This window comes from Clostridium sp. UBA7339 (genome assembly GCF_002470865.1).
GTDB classification, from domain to species: Bacteria; Bacillota; Clostridia; order Clostridiales; family Clostridiaceae; genus Clostridium_J; species Clostridium_J sulfidigenes.
Genome location: NZ_DKPI01000010.1, coordinates 174,765 through 199,870 on the forward strand (window position 1 = coordinate 174,765; position 25,106 = coordinate 199,870).

Here is a 25,106-nt window from a genome sequence, read left to right on the forward strand (position 1 = left end):
GACATATTACTGCCTCCCATTGTTAACACTGCTCTAAAATAATAGTTCTACTCCGGAATCCAAGCCTCTCATAAAACTTAAGTACATCCTCATTTCCTACAGCTACTCCAATTATTTTTTTATTAACCTTGTTATCATCTAGCCATTTAATGGCTCTTTTAATAAGTTCATCACCAATCCCATACGTCCTATATTCAGGCTCTATATATAAAGAACTAACTTCTCCTACAAGACCACTATTTATTGTAGAAATACAATATCCCACATATATTTTTTTATCTTTGTCCCTAACTAGATTAATATTTATATTGTCCTTCTTGTAAATAAGGAATCCATTACTTCTTTCCTTAAATGAGAGCTTCTCATATTTTTCTTTAAAATTTATAGATTTATTTTTATGATGATTATTAAGCTTATCCCACAGTGGACTTACATATTCTAATAGTTCCTTTGAGCCTGAAATAATTTCAATATTTAGCATTTTAGACACCCTCTTTAACTATAATAAATATCTATTTTTTCAAATAAAACTCCATAACATTTTTAACCATAGCTGTTGGTATTCCACTACCGCCTCTACCCTTTACATCTTCTATTATCATAGATATGGCAATTTTAGAATCATCTGTGTTTACAGCTACAAACCATCCATTTTCTTTACCCGATTCATCTTTTTGATCTTTCTTTATCTCTGAAGTTCCAGTTTTACCAGCTATATTAAATCCATTTACTTTTGCAGTGGTAGCTGTTCCATCTGCATCATTTATTACAGCTGAGAAAGCATCTACTAAAGCTGGTACTTTTTCTGCCTTTATAGCATTTTTCAATACTTTTGCTTCTGGATTTTTTCCAATGTTAAGTCTTGGCTGCATTATATCTCCATTGTTTCCTAATGCACTATATGATAATGCAATATCTAATGGTGACATAAGCACCTCACCTTGACCATATCCTGTGTCAGCAAGAAGTATTTCTTTACTTAAAGTATTATCATTACTAATTTGAGAAGTTTCCATTGGGAAATCAAAAGTTATCTCTTCTCCAATACCAAAGTTTTTAGCTCCACTTATAAAGGCATCTGCTCCTATATTCAATGCTACTCTTGCAAAATAAATATTATCCGAGTATTTTGTAGCTTCTTTTAAGTTTATAGCCTTACCAGGATCTTTTACTCTCGTAACCTTATATCCACCCCATGATGAATTATTTTGCCAATCTAATCCCTTAATATCCATAGTTTCTCCTGGATTAAGTGCGCCTGCATCCAATCCTATAGCCGCTGTAACTAGCTTCATTGTAGAGCCTGGTGCGTATACATTATTAAACCTATTGTCAAACTGCTGGCCATCAAGCTTTTTCCACTGCTCACTTAAGGATTTTGTTTTATATGTTACAAATATATTTGGATCATAGGAAGGTGAACTTACCATAGCTAAAACTTCTCCAGTTTTAGGGTCTACTGCAGTAGATGCTCCCTTCTCACCTTTCATTTCACTATATATCTTACTTTGAAGCTCTGGGTCTATTGATAGTTTTATATCCTGACCATTCTTTGCTTCTGTTTTAGCTAAAGTTATTTTTTCTTCTCCCTTTTCAATGTATATTTCTCCACCATCTTGGCCCCTTAATATATCTTCATAAACCTTCTCAAGACCAGCTTTTCCAAGGAGACTTATTTGTGAATAACCCTTATCTTTATTATTTTCTATTTCTTCTGCTGTAATGGCTCCCACATATCCTATTAGATTTCCAAAAGCTTCTCCTCCGGTGTAAACTCTGGAGTTTTTATTGTTTATTTGAACTCCTTCAATAGTGGAAAGCTTATTTAACTTTTCAGAATCAGATTGAAGTACAGATACTATTGGTACAAAATAATCTGGGTTAGTATTAGCTGCTAGCTGTTCTTCTATATATGACTCACTTATGTCTAATATAGTTGCCATAGCTGTTATTTTTTCTGACTTTTTATTTTCAAATTTACTTGGATGAATTCCTACAGACTTTACTATATCATCTTGTGCTAAAAAGTTCCCATTTCTATCTAATATACTTCCACGTTTAGAGTAATAATCTTCTACCCTCACTTTATCATCTGGTTTTTCCATTTGAGGAAATATTAAACTCTCATTCCACTTTACTTTATACCCATCCTCTTCTTTAACTAAAGTTGCTTTATAATCTTTGATATCTACCTTTCCTGCCACTGTATCCATAGTCATAATAAATGGTATTTCTAATGACTTTTTATCTCTTTCCTTTTCTCCTACTATTTGAATATCCATATTACTAGCTACAATAGCACTATATATATTAGTGTATCTTTCTAAAAATTCTTCCTCGTTTATATATGCTTTTGATTCCACTGAAAGCATATTATACATACTTTTAAAATCTTGCTTAATCCAAGCATTTTTATAAATGTTAAAGGCATCCTTTATTTCATCTTTCTTAGAGCAACCTGTAAATAAAGATATACCTATAATTATAGTTCCAATAATTAAGCTTAGTTTCTTTAAATTATTTTTCATTACTATCCTCCTTATAAAATGTATTTTCTTACTGGGTACTTCACAGTTTAAATACAAGCTTATCTATTCTACTCAATAAATAAACTACTACATCTATTGTAAGTTTATATATACTTTTATTCAATGAATTTTCTTAAAAATAAAAGTGAATCTTTTACAAATTTTTTAAAATATTAATGTATAATTAAAATAGAAAGGATTGGTGAAATCATGATAGATATTGAAAATGAAAGCAAAATTTATCTTCAACGTGAAGAAAGAACTAAATGGTTCCAAGAAGCTAGATTTGGAATGTTTATACACTGGGGATTATATAGTATACCTGCTGCAGGTGAATGGATTATGACTAACCGACAGATGACTGTTGAAGAATATAAACCATACTTTGCTGAATTTAATCCAACCAAATATAACCCTAGACAATGGGCCAAACTTGCAAAGAAAGCCGGCATGAAGTATGCAGTTATGACTGCTAAACATCACGATGGTTTTTGCTTATTTGATAGTTCTTATACTGACTATAAATCTACTAATACAAAAGCTGGAAGAGATTTAATTAAAGAATACATAGATGCTTTCAGAACAGAAGATATTAAAATTGGTCTTTATTACTCACTTCTTGATTGGCATCATGAAGACTATCCAGCCTATGGTGATAGGCACCATCCAATGAGAAATAACAAAGCCTTTAAAAATAAAATTCATAACTTCGATAATTATGTTAAGTATTTTCATAATCAAGTTAAGGAATTAGTTACTGGCTACGGTAAAATTGATATAATGTGGTTTGACTTTTCTTATGATAATATGACCGGTGAAAAATGGAAAGCTACTGAACTAGTAGATATGATAAGGAAATATCAACCTGATATAATTATTGATAACAGATTAGATGATAAAAAAAGTATTAAAAAAGCTAACCTTTCTACTTATACCGGTGACTTTGACTCACCAGAACAAATTATTCCTCCAAGGGGCGTACTTAATGAAAATAGAAATCCTGTACCTTGGGAAGCTTGTATTACGCTCAATAATAATTGGGGCTATGCTTCTATGGACAAAGATTATAAATCTTCAAAACAAATAATTAGGAGCTTAGTTGAATGTGTTAGCAAAAATGGTAATATGATTTTAAATGTAGGACCTAATGCAAAGGGTGAAATTCCCAAAGAATCTGCAGTGATTCTAGGAGAAATAGGAGAATGGCTTGCAGATAATGGAGATAGTATCTATGGTTGTAAAGGTAGCTACCTACCAAAACCAGAACGGGGAAGATATACCCAAAAGGGGAATTTACTTTATGCCCACATTTACGATAGAGGAATCGGTCACACTAATCTGAACAATCTAATGGGCAAAATAAAAAAAGCTAGATTGCTTAAAGACTGTTCTGAAATTAAAGTAGAGTTTCCATGGATGGCAGAAGAATTTGAAGCTGATGCCTTTATACACTTGCCTAGTGCAATTCTTCCTGATGAAAAAGATACAGTAGTAGAGTTAGAACTACTATAAGCTCTATTAAAGTTCAATCTTAACTCATGAAAAAACCCCTTTAGTTAAAATCTAAAGAGGTTTTTATCCATAATTTTTCCTATAACTAACTTTGTATGAATATTTACTATAGTTATTAAACTTTTGCTGCACTATTCTAAACTTTGTAATAAATTATCTAAATTACGTTTAAGCTCCTTTGCTTCATCATTAGATATATTCAATTTGCAAAATACTTCTCCTGGCACATCTAAAATCTCACTTTTTAGCTTTAAGCCAGCTTCTGTTAACTCTATTATGACTACTCTATCATCATTTACGTCTCTATGTCTTGTAATTATCCCCATAGATTCTAATTTTTTTAATAATGGAGTTAAAGTACCTGAGTCTAAGTGTAGTCTTTTACCAATGTCCTTAACTGTCATCTTTTCTTCTTCCCATAACACTAACATAGCTAAGTATTGTGTATAAGTAAGATTATGCTTATCAAGAATGGATTTATACAACTTTATTACCTCTCTAGATGCTGCATATAGAGAAAAACATATTTGATTTTCTAGTTTAATACATTCACAATTCTTCATATAAATTCTCCATTTCACAGAATGACTTATTAAAATTAATTCTTAATAAACCACATTGTTTGAGATTATTTTACAATTTTAAAATTTATATGTCAATACAACAAATAATTTGAATAACATTATAAATAATTCATACAAATATCTCTTATTTTACTTTTCCTTTGAATCTACATAGGAAACTGCTGATAATGCAGCCACATTTCCTTCCCCTGCAGACTTTATATATTGATAAGGTCTTCCTACTATATCTCCTGCTGCGAAACAACCTTTTAAGTTCGTTTGCATTAGCCTATCAACCTCTACATGATTGTCTACGATTTTTAATCCCGGAACTAATTGACCTGGAGATATGCTATCTCTTAGTATAAATAAACCATCAGTATTAATTTCTTTATTCTTTAAAACTAGCTTTTCCACTTTACCTTCACCAATTATTTCTACTGGTATATCATTTACTACTTCTATAGATGAATGAACATTTACAAACTCTTTATACATAGGAATATAATATACCTTTGATGCTAAAGTAGCAATAAAGTTTGCCTCTTCCTCTTCTTTTTTACTATAGGCTATTATTGTAACTACTTTATTTCTATAAAGTGGTGCATCACAGGTAGCGCAATATCCAACACCCTTACCTAGAAGTTTTTCTTCACCATGGAATAGTTTACCATATTGAATTCCTGTAGCTAATATTACTGATGTTGCTTCATAGGTTTTATCATTTACCATTAAAGCAAAGTAATCTCCCATAGCATATATATTATTTATTTTTTCTTCTGTTATTTTTATATCCATAGCTCTTAAGTGATTGATAAAGGCTTGTTGTATCTCTTTACCACTTTTACCATGGAAACCTAAATAATTATTAATTTCATTAGCTTTTACTAATTTATTTGAAAGTTCATCATTACCAAATATGATAAAATTCTTATTTCTTATTTTTGCATTTAAAGCGGCTGATATTCCTGCTGGTCCACTACCAACTATTGCAATATCATATCTTTCACTCATAGATTTATCCTCCAAATTTACAGATTAAAAATATAGGAGTAACCTCCTATATTTTTATTATATATAAGCTTCTACAATTTCTTTTATTCTCTCTTTTGGTACAAACCCTACTGTAGTATTTACATTTTTTCCATCTTTAAATACTATTATTGTAGGAATGGATGCTACACTATATTGCATTGATATGTCTGGGCATTGATCCACATCAACTTTTATAAATTTAACCTTGCCTTCCATTTCAGTTGATAATTCTTCAAATATTGGAGCTAACATTTTACAAGGTCCACACCATGTTGCGAAAAAGTCTACTACTACAACACCATCTTTTATTTCATTATTAAATTCAGCTGAATTAACTATCTTTGCCATCTTTTATTCCTCCTAAAATCAATTTACCAAAATATTATTTATCTAAATTAAATTTTGTTCAATTTAATTTGTTAATACTAATTTACATGTTTATATATTAAATGTCAAGTCATTTTAAAAATATTTTTATATAATTACATAATGAAATCTTATGTTTTAAAATTTAATAATAGTAAACCCTCTAATTATATTATTTCATACTTAAATAGGTTTTATTTATTATAATAATATTTTTATTATGAAGTTTTTAACATCTATTTTAATATCTAATAAAAATATATCTCATTTCAAGAAAATATAATTATCTTAAAATGAGATAAAAGTATCAACTTTTCTGTGATATTTACAACATGACTAATAATCTTATAATCCTATTAAAAGTCCTGCAATAGTTGCACTTAAAAGGTTCGCTAAAGTGCCTGCAACCACAGCTTTTAATCCTAATTTTGCAACTTCATGCTTTCTCTTTGGTGCCATTCCTCCAATTCCACCGATTAAAATAGCAATGGAAGATATGTTTGCAAAACCACATAGTGAAAAAGTCATTATAGCTGCAGTTTTTTGCGAAAGGTCACCTATTATAGGTCCTAGTTTACTAAAGGCAACAAATTCATTTAAAATTATCTTTTGTCCTAGAAGAGCTCCAGCCGTTAAAGCCTCATTCCAAGGAACTCCTATAATTGCAACCACTGGTGAGAATATGTATCCAAATATCATTTCTAAGGTTAATCCATCTATTCCAATAAGTCCACCAATAAATCCTATTATTCCATTTACTAAAGCTATAAGAGAAATAAATGCAAGTAACATGGCACCTATGTTTAGCGCTAAACCTAACCCTTCTGATGCTCCCTTCGATGCTGCATCTACCACGTTAACTGAACCATCTTTTCCTAATTCAATTTTATCTTCTAAGGCTTTTGCATCACTTTCTGGAAATATCATTTTAGCCATTATCAGTCCTGCTGGAGCAGCCATAAAGCTTGCTGAGATAAGATATTCTAGTGGAATCCCCATAAGTGAATACCCAACTAAAACAGAACCTGAAACTGAAGCTACACCTCCAACCATTACAGTAAATAATTCTGATGTAGACAGTTTATTGATATATGGTTTTATTAAAAGAGGTGACTCTGTTTGCGATAAAAATATATTTGCAGCTGCTGATAAAGTTTCAAGTTTAGACGTTCCTAGGAGTCTTGCTAAAGCCCCACCTATTATCTTTACAATAAATTGCATTATCCCAAAGTAGTATAATACAGAAACTAAAGATGAAATAAATATAATAACAGTTAATACCTGAAAAGCAAAAACCATTCCTCCATTAGTAGGTATAGCTGCTCCAAACAAAAAATTTATTCCTTCATTTGCATACCCGATAATTGAAGTTGCCATTGTGGCTACCTTCTGTAAGGCTTTCTTCCCAACAGCTGACTTTAAAACTATAACTGCAAAACACAATTGAATTAAAAATCCTATAATAATAGTTCTCCAGTTTATTTTCTTTTTATTATTTGACAGTAAGAATGCTACTATAAAAATAAATATAATACCTATAATGCTATTTAATATGTCCATTGAATCACCTTTATCCTTTGTAATTTTTCTATTATATTGTTATCTTCAATATAATCTACTATTCATTTGTAAAAATATTTAATAATTAACCTCCTACAAAATAAATTAAAAAATAGTTCGCATTAGAACACTCCATTTCCTCCGCAAACTATTTTATGTTGAATCATTAAAGATGTCAATTTATCTTATGGGATAATTAATTTATTTAATAGGTAAGAATATTGAAAATACAGTTCCCTGTTTTTTTGATTTTACTTTAATATATCCACCTTGTTTTGAAATAATTTCCCTTGTTAAATAAAGTCCTATACCAATACCTTCAACATCGCCAACATTCTTTCCTCTATAAAACCTACTAAATATTTTAGGTAGTTCTTCTTCACTAATCCCTATACCATTATCCTCAATATCTATCCTTGCAAATATTTCATAACTTTGTATAGAAATATTAATTACTCCGTTTTCTTTTGTGTACTTTACTGCATTCTCTAGAATGTTAAATACACTCTCTATAGTCCAGTTTCTATCATGTAAAATTGTAACTTTTTCCTTTTCATTAAGCTCTAAAATTATATTTTTAAATTGTGCCTTTTTGCGTATTTGACCTATTGCTAATAATATAGTTTCATTTAAGCTTTCATAACATGGCTTTAACTGAATTACACCACTTTCTAACCTAGACATTTTAATCATACTTTCTACTAAAAAACTTAGCTCATTTAAAGAAACCATAATTGTTTCTTGAAAATCTCTTCTCTCTTCTTCTGTCAAATTATCATATTGAAGAAACTCACCATACATCTTTAAATTTGTTAATGGTGTTTTTAGTTGATGCGCTATATCAGAAATTAATGACTTTATTTCATTCTTATCATCTTCTATTTTCTTATTTTGAGCTTTCAAAATTCTAGTTAACTTAATAGTTTGAGATTGAAGCTTTGAGAAAATTGAATCTTCAACTATAGAAAACACTTCTTTTTCCTTCATATCAGTCATTATGGCTAACATATCCGAAAGTTTTATAATTATTTCTATCATATAACTTTTAAATAGTCCTTCATACATATAAAATCCTAAAATAATTATTATTGAAAAAATAGTTGAGATAATAGTTACGTTTAAATTTTTTACTGAAAAAGTTATAAATGCAGTAAATGCTGAACAAATTAATATAATTAATATTTGAATCATATTTTTCATCTTATAAAAATTACTTTTCATATGCTACTCTCCAAACATATAGCCAATACCAAAAACAGTAATAATATACCTAGGGTTTTTAGAATCTTTTTCTATTTTCTTGCGTATACGTCTTACATTTACACTTAAAGTATTTTCATCTACAAAATTACCATTAACATCCCAAAGCTTTTCTAGAAGCATTTCCTTAGTCATCACCTTACCTTTATTTCTAACAAGTAGTTCTAAAAGCTTATATTCAGTACTAGTTAAATTAATTTCATTTTTTCTTTCAAAAGCAGATTTTCTATTAAAATCTACTTTTAAATCTTCATACTGAAAAGTATCTTTAGTTTCTGCTGACTGTCTTCTTAATATGGCATTAATTTTATGCTTTAATATTTCCAAGGAAAAGGGCTTTGTTAAATAATCATCACAACCACTTTCAAAACCTTTAACCATATCCTCCTCTGTATCATTGGCAGTTAAAAATACAATAGGAAAGTTGACACTACCCCTAATATCATCACATAGCTTCAGTCCACTGCCATCAGACAAATTTATATCAAGCAATAAAAAGTCAATATCTTTATTTAAAATTAAATTCTTGCCTTCCTCTTTTGTATAAGCCGAGAGTATATTATATCCCTCTTTTCTTAATGCAAAGGTAACACCCCTATTAAGAATTTTATCATCTTCAATTATTAGAATTGTCCTCATCATACCACCTCTTTTTTCCATTATAACAAAAGTGGCAGATTGTATAAATCTGCCACCTAAAATTAATTTTCTGTTTCTCTTATACGTTCTATTACACTTTTCTTTGAAGATGTTTCAAATACAACGCCAGGTGTAATTAAGCATACTAAAAATATAAATACTACTAAAGTTAATAGTGGCACTGTAGGAAATACAAACTCTGCATAATCTGCAATTTTCTTTGTTAACTCTGCTATTCCGTATATAATTCCTATTCCCAAAGTGAAAATAAATAAAGTAGTTATACTTGCATAATATGCTCCTTCAAAAGTAAGCATCTTTTTAATTTGTTTCTTAGTCATACCCACGCTTTCCATCACCGCAAATTCCTTTAGTCTAACATTAACTCCTGTAATCATTACATTTATAAAGTTTAAAATTCCAATTAATATAAGAATACCAGAAATTCCTCCCCCAAGTATCTTCATTACCATTGATGTACTACTAAATTCTTCTCTAATATCACTTTTGGATTCTAACCATAAACCACGATTGTTAGTTAATGTCTTTAATTCTTGTTTAATTTCAGATTCATATGCATCCTCAACATTTATTTGTAATAAGTAATATACTGCATCTTTATCTAATTTCTCCATAGCTGAATTACTAATATAAATTGTTGGTGCACCCACTACTCCACCTAAGCCATAAGGTAAGTCTCCATTAGCATCACTGATAATTTGTGCTTTATATCTAGCAGTAACCCCTGTATCTTTATCTTTCAGATTGAAATTTTTACCTTTTAATTCAGTATAAAGTGACTTATCCTTTCCATCATAAAATCTTGGCTGAATTAAAGCTAAGCTCCCTTTTTTAAATTCTTCTATATCTATTTTATAATCAGCATATTCATTGTATCTCTCTATAATTTCATCATCTATTCCAAGAATCCAACTAGAATATATATTAGGTTCTTCTTTAATTTTATTTAAAAATGCGTTTAATTCTTCTTGAGATATTCCTCTTTTTATATGTTCTTCTTCAATTAAAGGTAAAAAGAAGTTATTAGTCATGTCTAACTCACCCATACTTACTTTTGTTATAGCTACATTTTTAATTCCTTGCAAACTTTTAATATTATCTACTAAATGTTTATCTAACTTCTCCTTATCAGTATTAATATTTTGAATTTCAAAATCATTTTTATTATACCTATTTATAAAATTATCTACCCCAAGGCTATCTAGAAATGTGTTGATACTGAGAAAAGTTATAATACCCATGAATAATGAAAGAAATACAACTATCGCACGTTTTTTATCACGGAAAACGTTATACCAAGCCATTTTATAAAGCTTTCCTCCATTAGTTGATTTTCTACTTTTCTTTTGTTTCTTTACCTTTGTTCCAGAATATCTTAAAGCTTCCGTTGGCGAAATACTACTAGCAACTTTAGCTGGCTTATTACAACTTAGTATTACTGTTAATAGTGCAAATAGTGCCGCTCCAACAAAAATTAGAGGATTAAAGGATATATTAGCTGGCATTGCGCTTTCATTGTATCTTCCATTCTTAAGAGCACCCATAGCTATTGGTACAATAAAAAAAGAAAATATAGCTCCTAGTATTAAGCCTACAGGAATACCCATTCTAGATAATCTTAAAATTTGCCCCTTAACGATTTTCTTTATTTGTCGTGGTGATGTTCCTATAGTTTTCATAAGTCCATAAAAATTAATATCCTTGATTACGGATATATACATAACATTGTAAATAAGTAAGTATCCACTTAGCACTATAAATAATGCTATTATTATTATTGTAATTACAGTTGCAATTGCAGCACTTGATGATTCTTCACTTATATCATAGCTATATTGGAACTCTTGTCCTTGTTTACACTGAATTTTAGAACTTAAAATATCCGGTGCATTATCCTTTTCACTACTCTTTAAAGTCATAAGAGCAATTCCATCATTCTCCAAGGATAGATTGTTTTTGTTTATAAATTCTTCTGAAACCATTAAATATCCTGTATCTTGAACAATATCATAGTTAGTATAATACCCGCTTAACAAAAATTCCGACTCTTTTGCCCCACCCTTTGTTTCATAGGAAACCTTTATTTTGTCCCCTATTTTAGCATCTTTTAAATTCAAAAATTCTAATGCTTTTGTAGATGCCATGATCTGATTTTCTTCATTAGGATATTCTCCTTCAATATCGCTTATACAAGGAGTTATTTGGTTTTCCCAATCTACTTTATCATGATATTCCATATTTATTTTTGTTTTATTCTTCTCTAAAGAATCTGCCTTAACCCTACCTACATTAATTTCATATCCTAAACTTTTAAATATATCTAGTTTCTTTAATTTTTCATATTGGTCATTTGTTGCTCCTTTTAAAGTTGTAGTAGCCGTTGTACCTTGCATACGTAAATTTAGCACCCTATAGTTTTTAGCGAAACTAATGCCTATACTAAAAACTGTGGAAATCATAAAGGTAGTTAAAATTATAGCAGCAATTGCAAATATATTTCTTGTTTTATTAGTTTTAAGAGATCTCTTAGTTATTCTCTTAACTACTTCCTTATTGTTATTTTCAAACATCATTACTTATCACCTCTTACTACTTCCTTACCATCTTCTATTCTAATAATTCTGTCAGCAAGCTGTGCAATCTCTTCATTATGGGTAATCATAACCATGGTTTGATTAAACTTATTACTAGTCATCTTTAAAAGTCCAATAACATCCATACTTGTTTTACTATCAAGATTTCCTGTTGGTTCATCTGCTAATATTATTGCTGGCTTTGTTGCCAATGCCCTTGCAATTGCAACTCTCTGCTGCTGTCCTCCAGATAAGTTATTAGGCATATTAGTAAGTTTTTCTTTTAAACCCAACGTATCAATAATTGAATCTACATATTCCTTATCAATCTTTACTCCATCTAACTCTATAGTGAGAACTATATTTTCATAAACATTTAAAATTGGAACTAGATTATAGTTTTGAAATATAAATCCTATATTTCTTCTCCTGAAAATTGTAAGTTCTTCATCCTTCATATCACTTAATTTCTTTTCTAATATATAAACATCACCACTAGTAGGTCTATCTAGTCCCCCTAGCATATTAAGCAACGTGGACTTACCACTGCCTGATGTGCCTATTATTGCTATGAATTCCCCTTCATTTATATCTATACTTACATCATCTAGTGCTTTAACTATATTGGGTTCCTCTCCATAAATTTTGATTAGTTTATCTGCTCTTAACATACTCATATTTAATCACTCCATAATAATTATTTCCTATATATTGTATATTAGCATTAACTTCTTACAACCTTCTTACAAAATAGTATTTTTTATCTATGTTTATTTTATATTTTTATGGAAAACATAGTATTATAATTTTAATTTTTACGGAGGTTAATTGAGATCATATGAGAATACCAAATCATATTGGAATAATTCCTGACGGCAACAGACGCTGGGCTTTACTTAATAATCTAACCAAAGATAAAGGATATGAACATGGCATAAATCCTGGTCTTGAAGTATTTAAACTTTGCCAAAAAGAAAATATAAAAGAGTTAACATTTTACGGTTTTACTATAGACAATACCAAACGTCCCTCTGAGCAAAAGCTTGCTTTTATACAAGCTTGTATTGATTCTGTCATGCTTTTAACAAAGGAGGATTGTGAAATCTTGGTTATTGGAAATACTGAATCAAGTGCTTTTCCTAAGGCTTTAATTCCCTTTACAACTAGAAAAAAATTTGGTAATGGTGGTATTAAGGTAAACTTTCTAATCCATTATGGATGGGAGTGGGACTTAAATCTATTAAAAGAATCCAAATCCTCTAATAAACATATTCTACCCTACATACATTCAGAGGATATTTCTAGAATTGATCTAATAATAAGATGGGGAGGTAGAAGAAGACTTAGTGGTTTCTTACCAATTCAGTCTGTTTATTCTGATTTTTACGTAATAGACACCTATTGGCCGGATTTTACTTCTACAGACTTCTACAATGCTTTAGACTGGTACAATGAACAAGATGTTACCCTTGGTGGTTAAAATGAGTTCAATAAAATCATAACTACTGATGGGTGGTATTCATTAAGTAAATCAAATAGATGAAAATATAGAAATAACATATTTTCATCTATTTTAATTAAAAAACGCTCTATATATAAAAACTCGCTCTTCAACTTAATCATTTACACATGTCAACTTTAATCATTATTATCCTGTAACTTAAATTCAATATCTTCATATCATAATAGTGAGATACATCTTTATAAATCATATATATTTATATTAGTGTATTTCAAATTCCTTTTATATTACATACTCCCAAAACATAATCTTAGGAGTAAATATAAAAAGTGAGGTAATATATATGAGTAGTCATAGAAGACGTCATTCTAATTGCAAATGTGATTGCTGCTGTTGTTGTAATATACAGCCATGTTGTGACAGATGTCCAACCTCCTGTTGTACAGGATTTACAAACCGTAATTGTAATTCTAATTTTGGTTGTGATTGTGGTAATAACCAATGGCTAATATGGTTGGTATTATTGGGTTGTGGCGGTTTTGGTGGCTTTGGAAACAACTGCTGTAGACGTGGATTATTCTGGTAGTAACTTAAGGAATTTTCACCCTTGTGGTAATTCATAAATCAATATAAAGAAACACCTGATTAGTTAAAATACTATTCAGGTGTTTTGATTTTTCTCTTTAACATTTTATTTCTGACTAACATCTATTTGTATTTAAAATACATAAATCGAACTTATTAGAATTATCTCATTGTAATAATCTTTATATTCTAATATTATAAATATGGGAATATAAACTAACTTAAAGGAGACATTTATGAAGGAGAATGAAATCACAATTGAAGCGTCCAAAATACTAAGCCTTTCCTTAGATATTGGTGAACATATGCTACGAGTTGGTGGTGAAACTAATCGTGTTGAAAATACAATTATTCGTATTTGTAAGGTTTATGAAATTGACCGTATAGATGTTTTCTCAATAAGATCATTAATTATAGCTACTATAAAAACTAGTGATGAAGAAACTCTAACACAAACACGAAGGATTTACTCCTATGGAACAGACCTTAGTCAACTTGAGAAGCTTAACTCCTTATCTAGATATATATGTCAAACTAAACCTTCTTTCAATGAAATAAAGGGAAAAATACAAGAACTATCAGTAAGTGAGCCCAGTATAAGGTGGAGTTCCTGCCTAGGGTACATACTAGCTTCTAGTGGATTTTCTATCTTTTTTGGTGGTAATCTCATAGATGCTACTGCGGCTGCAATCATTGGTATCCTTATATTCTTTATTGATACTTTTATCAAAAGAGAAAGCATTAATCAATTAATATATACTTTTGTTTGCTCAATTATTACTGGACTAGCTGCAATTTTATTTACTAAAATAAGAATAGGAGCTAATGTTGATAAAATTATTATAGGAGATATTATGCTTCTTATTCCCGGAATTCCATTAATAAATTCCGTTCGTGATATGCTTTGTGGCGATATTATAGCTGGCCTATTACGATTAACTGAATCCATATTAATTGCCATAGCTATTGCCTGTGGTTTTGCAATTTCATTGATTATATTAGGAGGTATATTGCAATAATGAAGTATTTAATTCAAATCATTACTGCTTACATAGGTAGCCTAGGATTTGCCTTATTATTTAATATAAAAAAGGAAAGAATACTCTATGCATCTATTGGAGGTATTATTACTTGGTGTATCTATTTAATTTCTTTTTATTATTGGAATGATATTTTTATATCTAATATGATAGCTTCGATTCTAGGTACAGCATACTCTGAACTCTTAGCTAGAATTCATAAAGCACCTACAACTGTATTTTTATTGCCCTCTATCGTACCTCTTGTACCTGGTGGTAGCTTATACTATTCTATGAGTTATGCTTTAGCGGGAAATAAAATAAAATTTGATTTTTATGCTCTTAATACACTTAAAACCTCCTTAGGGATTGCTGTTGGAATTATTGTGGTTTCAGTTGTTGTCTATCATTTAACCAATTATAAATGTAAGCGCAGTAAAATATAAATTACATACTAAAAATTTTTTAAATAAAAAAGTCTGTTAAAGTTAATTATTTACTTCAACGGACTTTTATGTGTATAGACTTTTTATATTTCTAGTTTGCTGAACTAGCCGCTGCTGAAGTTGCTGCCATAGTTGCTGCAACGGTTGCCATCTGTTGTGCAATAATAATATTAGTAATATTATTAGATATGGTTCCTTCTAATAGATTATTCTTCATATCACCAATATATTGAAGTGCTACAAAATTTGCAGAAAACATAGCACGTTGCACTTTGCTAATGGAAAATGCTCCAAACCCTTTTTTATCTTTTAGGTATTCTGCACCATTCACTAATTCTTCTGCTATAAGGTTCATATCATTAGAAGTCATGGCAAGAACTCCAAGAGTTGACATTGTTCCGTTATAACGTAATTTATACTTTTTATCCTTTAAGTACTTATATAACTGTAAAACCTTATTACATAATTCATCATCGTCATTATCTGCAAGAAGTAACACAAGTGCCAATGCCTGCATATCATTTCCTCCACCAAGAGTTGGCCTTAATCTATCTTCTATTATTACTACACGTCTGATTGCCAATTCCAAATCAATATCTGTCATTGCCACCATTGCAACATAAATATAATCATCTGTACTTGTTAAAAATGGATGTATTTTACGTAATCTATCATAAAATTCCTTCATACGATTAATAATTCTATTGTATTCAGATTCAGTTTTTATTTTAGCAACCTGCATTGCCGCAATGGTAAGATACTCGGAACCCCGAAAATTCTGTTGTTTCATTTTATCATATAAAATTTGAGTTTTCGTAAATAAGCTCTCTGGATTTTCATCTAAAGATAGCATTGTTGCTATTATTGGGAGAGTAGTCCCTTTAAAGCTAGAAAATATTCCTGTATTCTTCTTAATGTATTCTCTCATTTCTTTTATACGATTTGCATCTAATATACGTTCCTCATTAGTATATAGCATTGAGCATAACATATGTGACAGTTTATAATCCCATTTCAGTACTTTACCTAATTGCATTGTATAATCTACAAATATATCTAATCTGTTTTCAATTCTAGTATTCATTATTTTAATCTTCTCCTTTAATTTCTCATATTGACTATAATCCTACTTCCCACTCTATAATAAAATTGTTATAACATTTTTGTAAATAATTACTATATTCCCATATAATTTATTATATCATTTTTAACTCTACTCTTCTATATTTTATTCATAGGTATAACTATAGTAATATATATTCTGTATCTATCTATTGACTTCTATATTTTTCAATGATATGATACATAACATAAAATATCGTATTAGGAGATAAGATTATGAATTTAAAAACGAACCTATCAATTTCAAAATTAAATAATAACTCTTTCTTTAGCTTTTTTAGATAGGTTTGTGTCTATATATCAATTATCATAGATACAAACCACACCAATGGAGTGTTTTGTATCTATGATAGCTAAAGAGTTTATGTTGCAATAAATTTAGCCTCATAGATAAACTATGAGGCCTTTTTATATCCTAGGTTAAGGGTCTCATAGTGTAATCTATGAGTCTTTTTTATTATTATAAATATTTTATATCATATTTCTAGGAGGTAATTAAAATTGCAAAATACTAAAAAAAGAGAAAAATTCTCTAGTAACTTTGGTTTCATTCTTTCATGTGTTGGTGCTGCCGTTGGGTTAGGAAACATATGGATGTTCCCTTATAGATTAGGTGAGAATGGTGGGGCTGCATTCCTAATACCTTATTTTATTTTCGTAGCACTACTAGGAACAGTTGGGTTAATTGCTGAGTTTTCCTTTGGTAGGCAGTTTAGAACAGGGTCAATGGGTGCTCTTCAAAAGATATTTAAAGAAAGAAATATTAAACATGGCTCTATTATATCTATAATTCCAACCTTAGGACTAACTGGTATATTTATGTTCTATACAGTTGTTATTGGTTGGGTATTAAAATACTTTTTCATAAGTTTAACTGGTGAGATATTAACTATAAATATAGAGTCTTACTTCACTACTTTTATAAATAGTAATATTACAGTATTTTGGCATGGTTTAGCTGTTCTTATAACTTTAGTAATAGTTAGTTTTGGGATTTCTAAGGGTATAGAAAAAATAAATAAAATCATTATACCTTTGTTATTTATTATATTTATACTTCTAATTGCCAAATCATTAAGCCTACCCAATTCGATAGAGGGTGTGAAGTATCTCCTTACTCCTGATTGGTCCTACCTTTTAAATCCAAGTACTTGGGTTATGGCTCTAGGACAAGCCTTTTTCACTGTATCCTTAACAGGATGTTGTATGGTTATGTGTGGTAGCTATACAGACGAAAATTTTGATATACCTAATTGTGCTATATCTACAGCATTGTTTGATACTCTTGCAGCTATACTTGCTGCCTTTGTAATAATGCCTGCAGTATTTGCTTTAGATCTAAACCCTACCTCTGGACCTGCTTTACTATTTGTAACTGTACCAAGTATATTCAAGACTATGAAATTAGGACAAGTACTAAGTTCTTTATTTTTCTTAAGTATTATTTTTGCTTCTATTTCATCTTCCATAGCTATGTTAGAGGGACCTGTAGAAGCAATTATGAATTTAACTAAGTGGAGTAGAAAGAAAACCACTTATATTACAGCTATATCGGCTTTTATACTAGCTATACCATTAAGTTTAAGTAGTTCTTTATTTAACAACTTCACAAACTTTATTACCATAGTTCTATCTCCATTGGGGGCATTAATTACTGCTGTTATATTCTTCTACATACTTGATAGAGATGAGACTCTATCTCAGTTAAATTTAGGTTCAAAATGTAAAATTGGTATATGGTTTATGAATTTTGGAAAATATGTTTTTGTGCCAACAACTATTATTGTAATAATTTTAGGATTAATATACGGTGGTATTGGTTAATATATAATATAATAAAGCCTATAGTTTATTTTATTAAAGAAAACTATAGGCTTTATTATAATCTTAGCTAAAATTTATATACTTAATAGTAGATGACCACAAGTCTTTTAAATACCTCATTAATATACAATCATATATCTCTATTCACAAGTAGCTTCATTTGCTTTTATCTCTAGATCTTTTGCTAAATCTCTCATGTCTCTAGCTTTATCTTTTATTTTTTGATCCGTCTTGCTTACGATTACTCTTCCTAACCATAGTTTAGCATTTGTATAATCCCCTATTCTTCTATATAACTCACCTATAATATATTGTAAAGAATAAATATTTAATCCGTATATTGGAGTTCGTTCATTTTCATAAGCAATAACAAATCCTTGAAGTGCTCTTTCTAAAAATGCCTTCTCATCTTCTTTATTTTCTAGAAGTCTATACATCCATGCAATTTTCAAGCAAAGCATTGCCTTTGTACTATCTTTAAATTCTCCTAGCACTGCATTTAGTAATGCAAGTTTATAACGTTCAATTGCGATTTCTTCATTATAAACTTGAGGATATTCTTTACCTTGCCATTGATTGCCTATCTTTACAAGTATAACTTCACGTTTATAGGATTGTATTTTCTGAAAATCACTTTTTAATGCTGCATATCCACATGTTGGACATACCAATACTTCATAAAAGTATGGATTTACCCCCTCATATCTTATAAAAGCATCTGTATCTTTTGATTTTACTTTAGGAACATACGCCTTTACAACTCTACATGTAAAAGCTTTTAAACAAACTGGACAAGTAACCTTCTTATCATAAAGTAATGTATTAATATCAATTTTTGTTGATTTTTTATCCTTTGTTTCTTCATCGTATTTATCTTCTTTTTTTGTATATAACTCTATATCGTCTTCATAATTAAGTCCTAAGCCTTTTAACGAAGAAAAAATTTTAATCATACTAAGTTGCCCCCTACTTTAGTAATGTTCTTCATTTATCATACGCTATAGCATTCTATACTAACAAGTGTATTTAAATATATGTAATTCTACTAACATAACTTCATATTATATCAAACTTATATAAGAAAATAAAGGTTTATTTCAATTTATCATGGATTTAGCAGGTGTTTCTAATCACATTAGGTTCAATAGGTTAGGCTTTCCCCTCTTCAACTATATATCTGCATTTATATTTTCAATTTTCATACAACTCTAGTATAATATATTTAGATGGACAAATAAGGGGGGAATATAATGAAGATTAATGCTGAAAGAGAATTTGAACTACTAAAGAAAATCGGTTTTGTAAGAACCAGTGGCTCAGAGGAAGAGTTAAAAGCTGCTAACATTTTATTAGAGGAAATATCCTCAATTGGCTGTGAAGGACACTTAGAGTCTTTCAAAGCTCCTAGCTCTGTAATTAAAAAAGCTACACTAAAGGTTGTAGAGCCCTTTGAAAAAGAATATGAGATTGCACCATATAACTGCTCAATTGGTACATCTGAAGGTGGAATAACTGCAGATTTTGTATACATTGAAGATGGTTTGGATGTAAATTTAGTTGATCTTAAAGGAAAATTTGTACTAATAAATACTCGTCCAAATCCCAAACTTTATAAGAAACTTATGGATGCTGGTATTGCTGGATATATAACTATGTCTGGTACTGCCATGGATGAAGACGATAAAACTGATATTTCTATAGCTAGAATCCGTGAAAAGAATACACAGCATGGAAGAATACCTACAATTAACATGCGTATGAAAGATTGCTTCCATATGGTTAAGAACAAAGCTTCTAAAATCCATGTAGAGCTAATCATGGAAGATGTAGATCTAACTTCTCAAAATGTGGTGGTAACTTTAGAAGGTACTAAATACCCTGAAGAGATAATCTCCTTCGGTGCTCATTATGACAGTGTTCCTTACAGTACTGGAGTATATGACAACGGAGCTGGTTCAGTTATTATAATGGAACTTCTAAGACACTTTAAAGAAAATCCACCAATGAGAACTGTAAAATTTATGTGGTATGGCTCTGAAGAAGTTGGGCTTCTTGGAAGTAAAGCTTACTTAAAAGACCATGAGGAAGAGCTTAAGAAACACCTTCTAATGATTAACGTAGACGTGGCTGGCTCTATTCTTGGAAAAGAAATGGCTCTAGTTACTGCAGAGCAAAGTTTAGTTGATTATATTGATCAAATGGCTAAGATTAAAGGTTTCCCACTTAAAGTAGAACAAGACATATACTCAAGTGATTCTACAGCCTTTGCTGATGAAGGAATTCCATCTCTTACCTTCTGTCGTTTTGCACCACAGGGTGGAGCTTTCATCCACACAAGAAATGATGTTATGGAATATTTAAGTGCTGAAGCCTTAGAATTGACTACTATTATAACTAAAGAATTCAGTGAATCAGTTATAAATTCAGTAGCCTTCCCAATAGAGAAAAAGGTTCCAGAGAACATGAGAAAGAAATTAGATGAATACTTTGATAAAGACCCTAAAAAAGAAGAAACATCTGAAAAGAAATAATAGGGAAAAAAGCTTACATCACGAGATGTAAGCTTCTTTATTTATATAATTTATGTTACTTGTGATATTCTTCACCCCGCGTAAATAACGAGGCAATCTCATCCATCACGTTCTACAAAATATCATTAGTATTTTTTGTTTTCACTTTAATCATTATTTCCTCAAAATCTTATCCATGGATTTTCCTTTTGCTAACTCATCGATGAGCTTATCCAGATAGCGAATTTCCTTCATAATTGGTTCTTCAATATTTTCCACTCGTACACCACAAACCACACCTTTAATTAAAACCCTTTCTGGGTTCAGCTTAGGAGCTTCCATAAAGAAGGTCTCATAGGCTATCTGTTTTTCCAATTGAGCTTCTAACTCTTCCTGGCTATATCCTGTGAGCCAACGGATGATTTCATCTACTTCTGCTTTAGTACGTCCCTTTTTCTCCCCTTTTGTAACCAAAAGAGGATAGATTTTTGCTACACTCATTGTATAGATATTATGTTTACTCATATCGCATACTCCCTTATATAATTTTTTATATTATATCACAAAAAACTCCAACCTATTAAAAGATTGGAGTTACATTTTTACATCATTTATTACTGACTTTCGTAAATTTAGCATTTATTTATGGTACAATTTATCCTATCACACCCAAGTTCAAAATCTATAACTCATCTTATTCTAATAATTATATCTAAAATTTCCTGTCTCATTAGATGTTGATAACTTCTTAGCAACAATAAGAAATCTATGCTCTGTTCCTTCTATATACCCAATTTCATTGAGTTCTCTCTCTACTTTACATAAGTTTTCAAAACAAGTATCAACGGAAAAACTAGGAAACTCCCATTCTATTATCTTTGCAAAGTATACCAACGCTCCTGTATCATAAAAACATATAGGAGTAAAAGCCTCTTCTGACTTAAGAATTTCAAATCCGTTATCTTTAAAAGCTTTAATATTATGCTTCAAGTCATGAGGAGGATATGATGGCTTAAAATTATTGATTAACTTTTCTGATAAATCAACATTATTTTTTACACCTACTTGTTGAGTAATAAAATGCCCACCTGTCTTTAAGATCCGGTTAACTTCACTAATATCATAGGATTCATGCCTATTAATTATTATATCGAAAGAATCATCTTCAAAGGGCAATACTGCGTCATCAAATACCTGCCTAACTGTTATACCAAGTGGCTTTAGTTTCTCCTGACAAATTACAACATTAGGTGGATATGCCTCTGTTACAGCCGTGTTATAAACTGGATGGTCCAAAGTAAGTAGGAATTCTCCTCCTCCTGTTCCCATATCTAAAAGCTTATGCTCTGCTTTTAAATAAGATAATAAGATTTTTTTATAATCCCATGGTATATGTTCTCCATCCCATCTACCATCAAGATATGAGAAATCCCATCCCTTAAAACCTTTCTTTTCCTCACTTTTTAAATAGTTTTTAAACTCTCCTCTATTCATTTAACTACTCCTTTTCATAATATACCAAATATGATAATTTAATTTGAAAAGTAATGCAGTTAACTGATAACAAATATCTTATTACCTCAGCACAATCTGCTATCAGATTATATTAACTGCACTGAGTAATTACCTAGTTTGTTTCTCATAATGAGTCCCACCTCTTCTAAATACTATAAATAATTTTGAAGTTTTAATTTTCTGTAATTCAAGTTGTTTATATAAATTTTATCATGTAAATTATGTTATTACAAACAATTTATAACATAATATTATATAGAATTATAACATCTATTCTGTATTAATTAGTTGCTCTATTTTTAACTACTATTCAATGCAGTAAAGCTTTCAATCTTTTATTCCCTCTCACTAAAAAAATCATCACAAAACTTATCCCACTTTAACTTATATTCTTCATGGGATATTAACTTAAGGTCATATGGGGAATAGATTTTTCTTTTCCTTGCTTCTTCTACAAAGCCCTCTAGGTAATCACCTGATTCTGTCAAATAGCCTTTTACCTTAGAATATCCCTTACTTACTGCATAATAAAGTCTAGTATGTCCATCCAAAGATATAAAAGAATCATTGATTTTTGTTAGAGGAATGATAATATCTTCTTCACTTTTTATGAAAGACTCTATGGCTTTAACTTTGTCTATATCAACGAAAAACTGTGAAGGCTGAATATCCTTAATAGTTATGTGAAATATATTATTGGGGGTAAAAGCTTTTATTAATTCCATATTTTCCTCATAGAAATTAATAATGTGTTCAGAATAAAATCTAAATTCATTTATCAATTGAAATATATCAACTTCCTTATCAAATAATACAATAGCAGAATCTTTATTTATTATCTTAAAACTACATTTATACTTTTCATCAACAATAAAGGCACCATGTTGATTTAAAATAGTTTTATCAAACCTATCATCTCCATAGCTATTAATTCTTTGTATTTTATGGTTCATTTTCTCACTTCCTATCTACTGTTATGTCTACATTTTACACAAAAAATCCTATAATTCCAAAGCATTATAGGATAAAACTATATATGATGAAATCATATATATAATACGACCTCATCTAATCTATAAAAGCATAAATTCCTCCATAACTTCTTCAGCTAATTGGTTTTGATGCAGAAACAGATTATTTTCCTTAACATTTTGTAACCATAGCATATTAATACTATTTTTCTTATTTATAGTAGAGTTCTCAATATCGTTGTACTATCAATTTTTTGAATTAGTATTCTTAAATTTAAATCCTAGCTACAACTCTCACAGGGGATGCTTCCGCTTTTATTTTAAGTGGCAATGCAATAATCTCAAATTCACCTACATTCAATAAACTCCCGAGATTTTTCATATTTTCAATAATAAGAATATCTTTTTCTAGTAGCATTTTATGAACTTGAAAAGGGTATTTATCTGGAGATGGCAAGTCCATGCCAATCATCTTAATATTTCTATCTATAAAAAATTCAGCTAACTCTTTTTCCACTATTGGGTGATTAGTAAAGTAATCATCGCATCCAAATTGGTTTTCAAAGCCGGTATATAGAATCACTATGCTATCCTTTTCTACAATATCTAAATACATCTTTTTCATTTTAATAACATCTTGGTTTCTAACATCAAGTAAACATCCTTTTCCAATAAACTTATCTACTGGATAATCATCTATTAAAACATTACTATCTAACATGTGGCTGACAACATCAATATGAGTTCCAACATGCATACCAGTTTCTAGTTTCGTGTCATTGTATTTGTCTTTAACCAAAAATCTATTTTGATATAACTTTAGCTCTTCATCGTAAGGATGAGTACTTAGTCCATTTTCTATGGTATAACTTAAATCAATATATTTAGCCATCTATCTATTCCCCTTTAAAATTGCTAATATAGAATCTACAAACAAATCTCTAATCTCTTCAACTCCTCTTTGTGTAGCATCAATAAGGTAGTCTTTCCAACGCCTGGTGCGGAGTTTAAAATTATAGCCTTCACTTTACAACATCCTGATAGATAATATTCACTATTTCATTTAAGCTTAATTCTTTATGTATACATACCTCTGGAATCATACCTATTAAATCTTTTTCATTCCACCATTTTCTCATTTCTTTTTCCCCAAATTCATGTGCATTAGGTTTTTGTTTATGACGATTTAAAGTTTCTTCAAAAGGTATATTAAAGTAATATGCAAAAATTTGATTATCAAACTCATTATGTAAATTTTCAAATAGTTTTCTATACCACATTGAATTTAAAATACCTTCTAAAATTACAATATTGCAATGCTTTTTCCCATATAGTACAAGTTCATTTAATAATTTAATTGCTTCTGTGTCAGGGCCATCTTTCACAAACAACATTTCTCTTCTAACAACATCCTGTGATATTAACATGGTACCATGCCCAAATTTCTTTTGTAATGCCTTTGCTGTTGTAGTTTTACCACTTCCTGAATTGCCTCTTAGTATTATTAACTTAACCTCTTTATCCATCTATTACATGCCTTTTCAAGTTGATTAAACTAACATTTTATACTATATATTAAAAATACAGATTGTATA

Annotated in this window: 24 protein-coding genes; 7 read left to right on the forward strand and 17 right to left on the reverse strand. The window is 29.8% G+C overall.

The genetic code is table 11. The annotated features are described in order from the left end of the window. Window positions 1-22: 22 nt before the first annotated feature. Window positions 23-481, reverse strand: coding sequence for a GNAT family N-acetyltransferase (locus B2S02_RS11390; RefSeq protein ID WP_346876294.1), 459 nt, complete (start codon window positions 479-481; stop codon window positions 23-25). A 31-nt stretch (window positions 482-512) separates the two neighbouring features. Then, window positions 513-2,528 carry a penicillin-binding transpeptidase domain-containing protein gene (locus B2S02_RS11395; RefSeq protein ID WP_346890760.1) on the reverse strand — a complete coding sequence of 672 codons (2,016 nt, stop codon included), beginning with the start codon at window positions 2,526-2,528 and terminating at the stop codon, window positions 513-515. A 210-nt stretch (window positions 2,529-2,738) separates the two neighbouring features. Here B2S02_RS11395 and B2S02_RS11400 point away from each other — a divergent pair, with 210 nt between their 5' ends. Next, on the forward strand, window positions 2,739-4,040 hold the full coding sequence (locus tag B2S02_RS11400; RefSeq protein WP_346920714.1) for an alpha-L-fucosidase: 1,302 nt from the start codon (window positions 2,739-2,741) through the stop codon (window positions 4,038-4,040). Window positions 4,041-4,171: 131 nt separating this feature from the next. Here the strand turns inward: B2S02_RS11400 and B2S02_RS11405 are convergent, their stop codons facing one another. The 8 genes from B2S02_RS11405 to B2S02_RS11440 form a co-directional block, all read right to left on the reverse strand. Continuing rightward, the gene (locus B2S02_RS11405; RefSeq protein ID WP_346848728.1) at window positions 4,172-4,603 is read right to left on the reverse strand and encodes a MarR family transcriptional regulator; all 432 of its coding nucleotides are present in this window, start codon (window positions 4,601-4,603) and stop codon (window positions 4,172-4,174) included. Between the two features lie 150 nt (window positions 4,604-4,753). Next, window positions 4,754-5,617 (reverse strand): NAD(P)/FAD-dependent oxidoreductase, encoded by an 864-nt coding sequence (locus B2S02_RS11410; protein ID WP_346892611.1) that lies wholly within the window; start codon window positions 5,615-5,617, stop codon window positions 4,754-4,756. Window positions 5,618-5,674: 57 nt separating this feature from the next. Next, entirely contained in the window at window positions 5,675-5,986 is a 312-nt protein-coding gene (trxA, locus tag B2S02_RS11415; protein WP_035134706.1) for a thioredoxin, read from the reverse strand. A gap of 363 nt (window positions 5,987-6,349) precedes the next feature. Continuing rightward, window positions 6,350-7,564, reverse strand: coding sequence for a NupC/NupG family nucleoside CNT transporter (locus B2S02_RS11420; protein ID WP_346920715.1), 1,215 nt, complete (start codon window positions 7,562-7,564; stop codon window positions 6,350-6,352). Between the two features lie 201 nt (window positions 7,565-7,765). Further along, window positions 7,766-8,785, reverse strand: a complete 1,020-nt coding sequence (locus tag B2S02_RS11425) for a HAMP domain-containing sensor histidine kinase (RefSeq protein WP_346920716.1) — start codon at window positions 8,783-8,785, stop codon at window positions 7,766-7,768. Between the two features lie 3 nt (window positions 8,786-8,788). Next, window positions 8,789-9,484: a response regulator transcription factor gene (locus B2S02_RS11430; protein WP_346920717.1), complete on the reverse strand. Its 696-nt coding sequence runs from the start codon at window positions 9,482-9,484 to the stop codon at window positions 8,789-8,791. A gap of 41 nt (window positions 9,485-9,525) precedes the next feature. Continuing rightward, window positions 9,526-12,057 (reverse strand): ABC transporter permease, encoded by a 2,532-nt coding sequence (locus B2S02_RS11435; RefSeq protein WP_346879082.1) that lies wholly within the window; start codon window positions 12,055-12,057, stop codon window positions 9,526-9,528. After that, window positions 12,057-12,734 (reverse strand): ABC transporter ATP-binding protein, encoded by a 678-nt coding sequence (locus B2S02_RS11440; RefSeq protein ID WP_346848721.1) that lies wholly within the window; start codon window positions 12,732-12,734, stop codon window positions 12,057-12,059. The genes B2S02_RS11435 and B2S02_RS11440 overlap by 1 nt, the downstream gene beginning before the upstream one ends. Before the next feature lie 161 nt (window positions 12,735-12,895). Between B2S02_RS11440 and B2S02_RS11445 the strand changes: the two genes are divergently transcribed. From B2S02_RS11445 to B2S02_RS11460, 4 genes are all read left to right on the forward strand, one after another. Further along, window positions 12,896-13,537 carry an undecaprenyl diphosphate synthase family protein gene (locus B2S02_RS11445; RefSeq protein WP_035134702.1) on the forward strand — a complete coding sequence of 214 codons (642 nt, stop codon included), beginning with the start codon at window positions 12,896-12,898 and terminating at the stop codon, window positions 13,535-13,537. Between the two features lie 325 nt (window positions 13,538-13,862). Further along, window positions 13,863-14,105: a hypothetical protein gene (locus B2S02_RS11450; protein ID WP_346848720.1), complete on the forward strand. Its 243-nt coding sequence runs from the start codon at window positions 13,863-13,865 to the stop codon at window positions 14,103-14,105. A gap of 235 nt (window positions 14,106-14,340) precedes the next feature. Then, the gene (locus tag B2S02_RS11455; RefSeq protein WP_346879081.1) at window positions 14,341-15,123 is read left to right on the forward strand and encodes a threonine/serine exporter family protein; all 783 of its coding nucleotides are present in this window, start codon (window positions 14,341-14,343) and stop codon (window positions 15,121-15,123) included. Beyond that, the gene (locus B2S02_RS11460) at window positions 15,123-15,569 is read left to right on the forward strand and encodes a threonine/serine exporter family protein (RefSeq protein WP_346879080.1); all 447 of its coding nucleotides are present in this window, start codon (window positions 15,123-15,125) and stop codon (window positions 15,567-15,569) included. The genes B2S02_RS11455 and B2S02_RS11460 overlap by 1 nt, the downstream gene beginning before the upstream one ends. 91 nt (window positions 15,570-15,660) lie before the next feature. On the opposite strand, the gene B2S02_RS11465 is transcribed toward B2S02_RS11460, so the two are convergent. Beyond that, on the reverse strand, window positions 15,661-16,653 hold the full coding sequence (locus B2S02_RS11465; RefSeq protein WP_346848717.1) for a DUF4003 family protein: 993 nt from the start codon (window positions 16,651-16,653) through the stop codon (window positions 15,661-15,663). A gap of 539 nt (window positions 16,654-17,192) precedes the next feature. On the opposite strand from B2S02_RS11465, the gene B2S02_RS11470 reads away from it, so the two are divergent. After that, the gene (locus B2S02_RS11470) at window positions 17,193-18,515 is read left to right on the forward strand and encodes a sodium-dependent transporter (protein WP_346848716.1); all 1,323 of its coding nucleotides are present in this window, start codon (window positions 17,193-17,195) and stop codon (window positions 18,513-18,515) included. A gap of 140 nt (window positions 18,516-18,655) precedes the next feature. Here the strand turns inward: B2S02_RS11470 and B2S02_RS11475 are convergent, their stop codons facing one another. Continuing rightward, window positions 18,656-19,468 (reverse strand): DUF2225 domain-containing protein, encoded by an 813-nt coding sequence (locus B2S02_RS11475; RefSeq protein ID WP_084178197.1) that lies wholly within the window; start codon window positions 19,466-19,468, stop codon window positions 18,656-18,658. A 297-nt stretch (window positions 19,469-19,765) separates the two neighbouring features. Between B2S02_RS11475 and B2S02_RS11480 the strand changes: the two genes are divergently transcribed. Then, window positions 19,766-21,046 (forward strand): M28 family metallopeptidase, encoded by a 1,281-nt coding sequence (locus B2S02_RS11480; RefSeq protein ID WP_346848715.1) that lies wholly within the window; start codon window positions 19,766-19,768, stop codon window positions 21,044-21,046. Between the two features lie 153 nt (window positions 21,047-21,199). Here the strand turns inward: B2S02_RS11480 and B2S02_RS11485 are convergent, their stop codons facing one another. The 5 genes from B2S02_RS11485 to B2S02_RS11505 all read right to left on the reverse strand — a co-directional run bounded on the left by B2S02_RS11485 (window position 21,200) and on the right by B2S02_RS11505 (window position 25,037). After that, complete coding sequence (locus B2S02_RS11485; protein ID WP_346876287.1) at window positions 21,200-21,550, reverse strand: DUF2200 domain-containing protein; 351 nt, start codon at window positions 21,548-21,550, stop codon at window positions 21,200-21,202. A gap of 174 nt (window positions 21,551-21,724) precedes the next feature. Further along, a complete protein-coding gene (locus B2S02_RS11490) occupies window positions 21,725-22,519 on the reverse strand; it encodes a class I SAM-dependent methyltransferase (RefSeq protein ID WP_346920718.1) in 795 nt (264 codons plus the stop codon). 356 nt (window positions 22,520-22,875) lie between these two features. Further along, window positions 22,876-23,493, reverse strand: coding sequence for a hypothetical protein (locus B2S02_RS11495; RefSeq protein WP_346848712.1), 618 nt, complete (start codon window positions 23,491-23,493; stop codon window positions 22,876-22,878). A gap of 292 nt (window positions 23,494-23,785) precedes the next feature. After that, the gene (locus B2S02_RS11500) at window positions 23,786-24,403 is read right to left on the reverse strand and encodes a cyclase family protein (RefSeq protein WP_346848711.1); all 618 of its coding nucleotides are present in this window, start codon (window positions 24,401-24,403) and stop codon (window positions 23,786-23,788) included. A gap of 130 nt (window positions 24,404-24,533) precedes the next feature. Continuing rightward, on the reverse strand, window positions 24,534-25,037 hold the full coding sequence (locus tag B2S02_RS11505; protein WP_346848710.1) for a kinase: 504 nt from the start codon (window positions 25,035-25,037) through the stop codon (window positions 24,534-24,536). Window positions 25,038-25,106 lie beyond the last annotated feature (69 nt).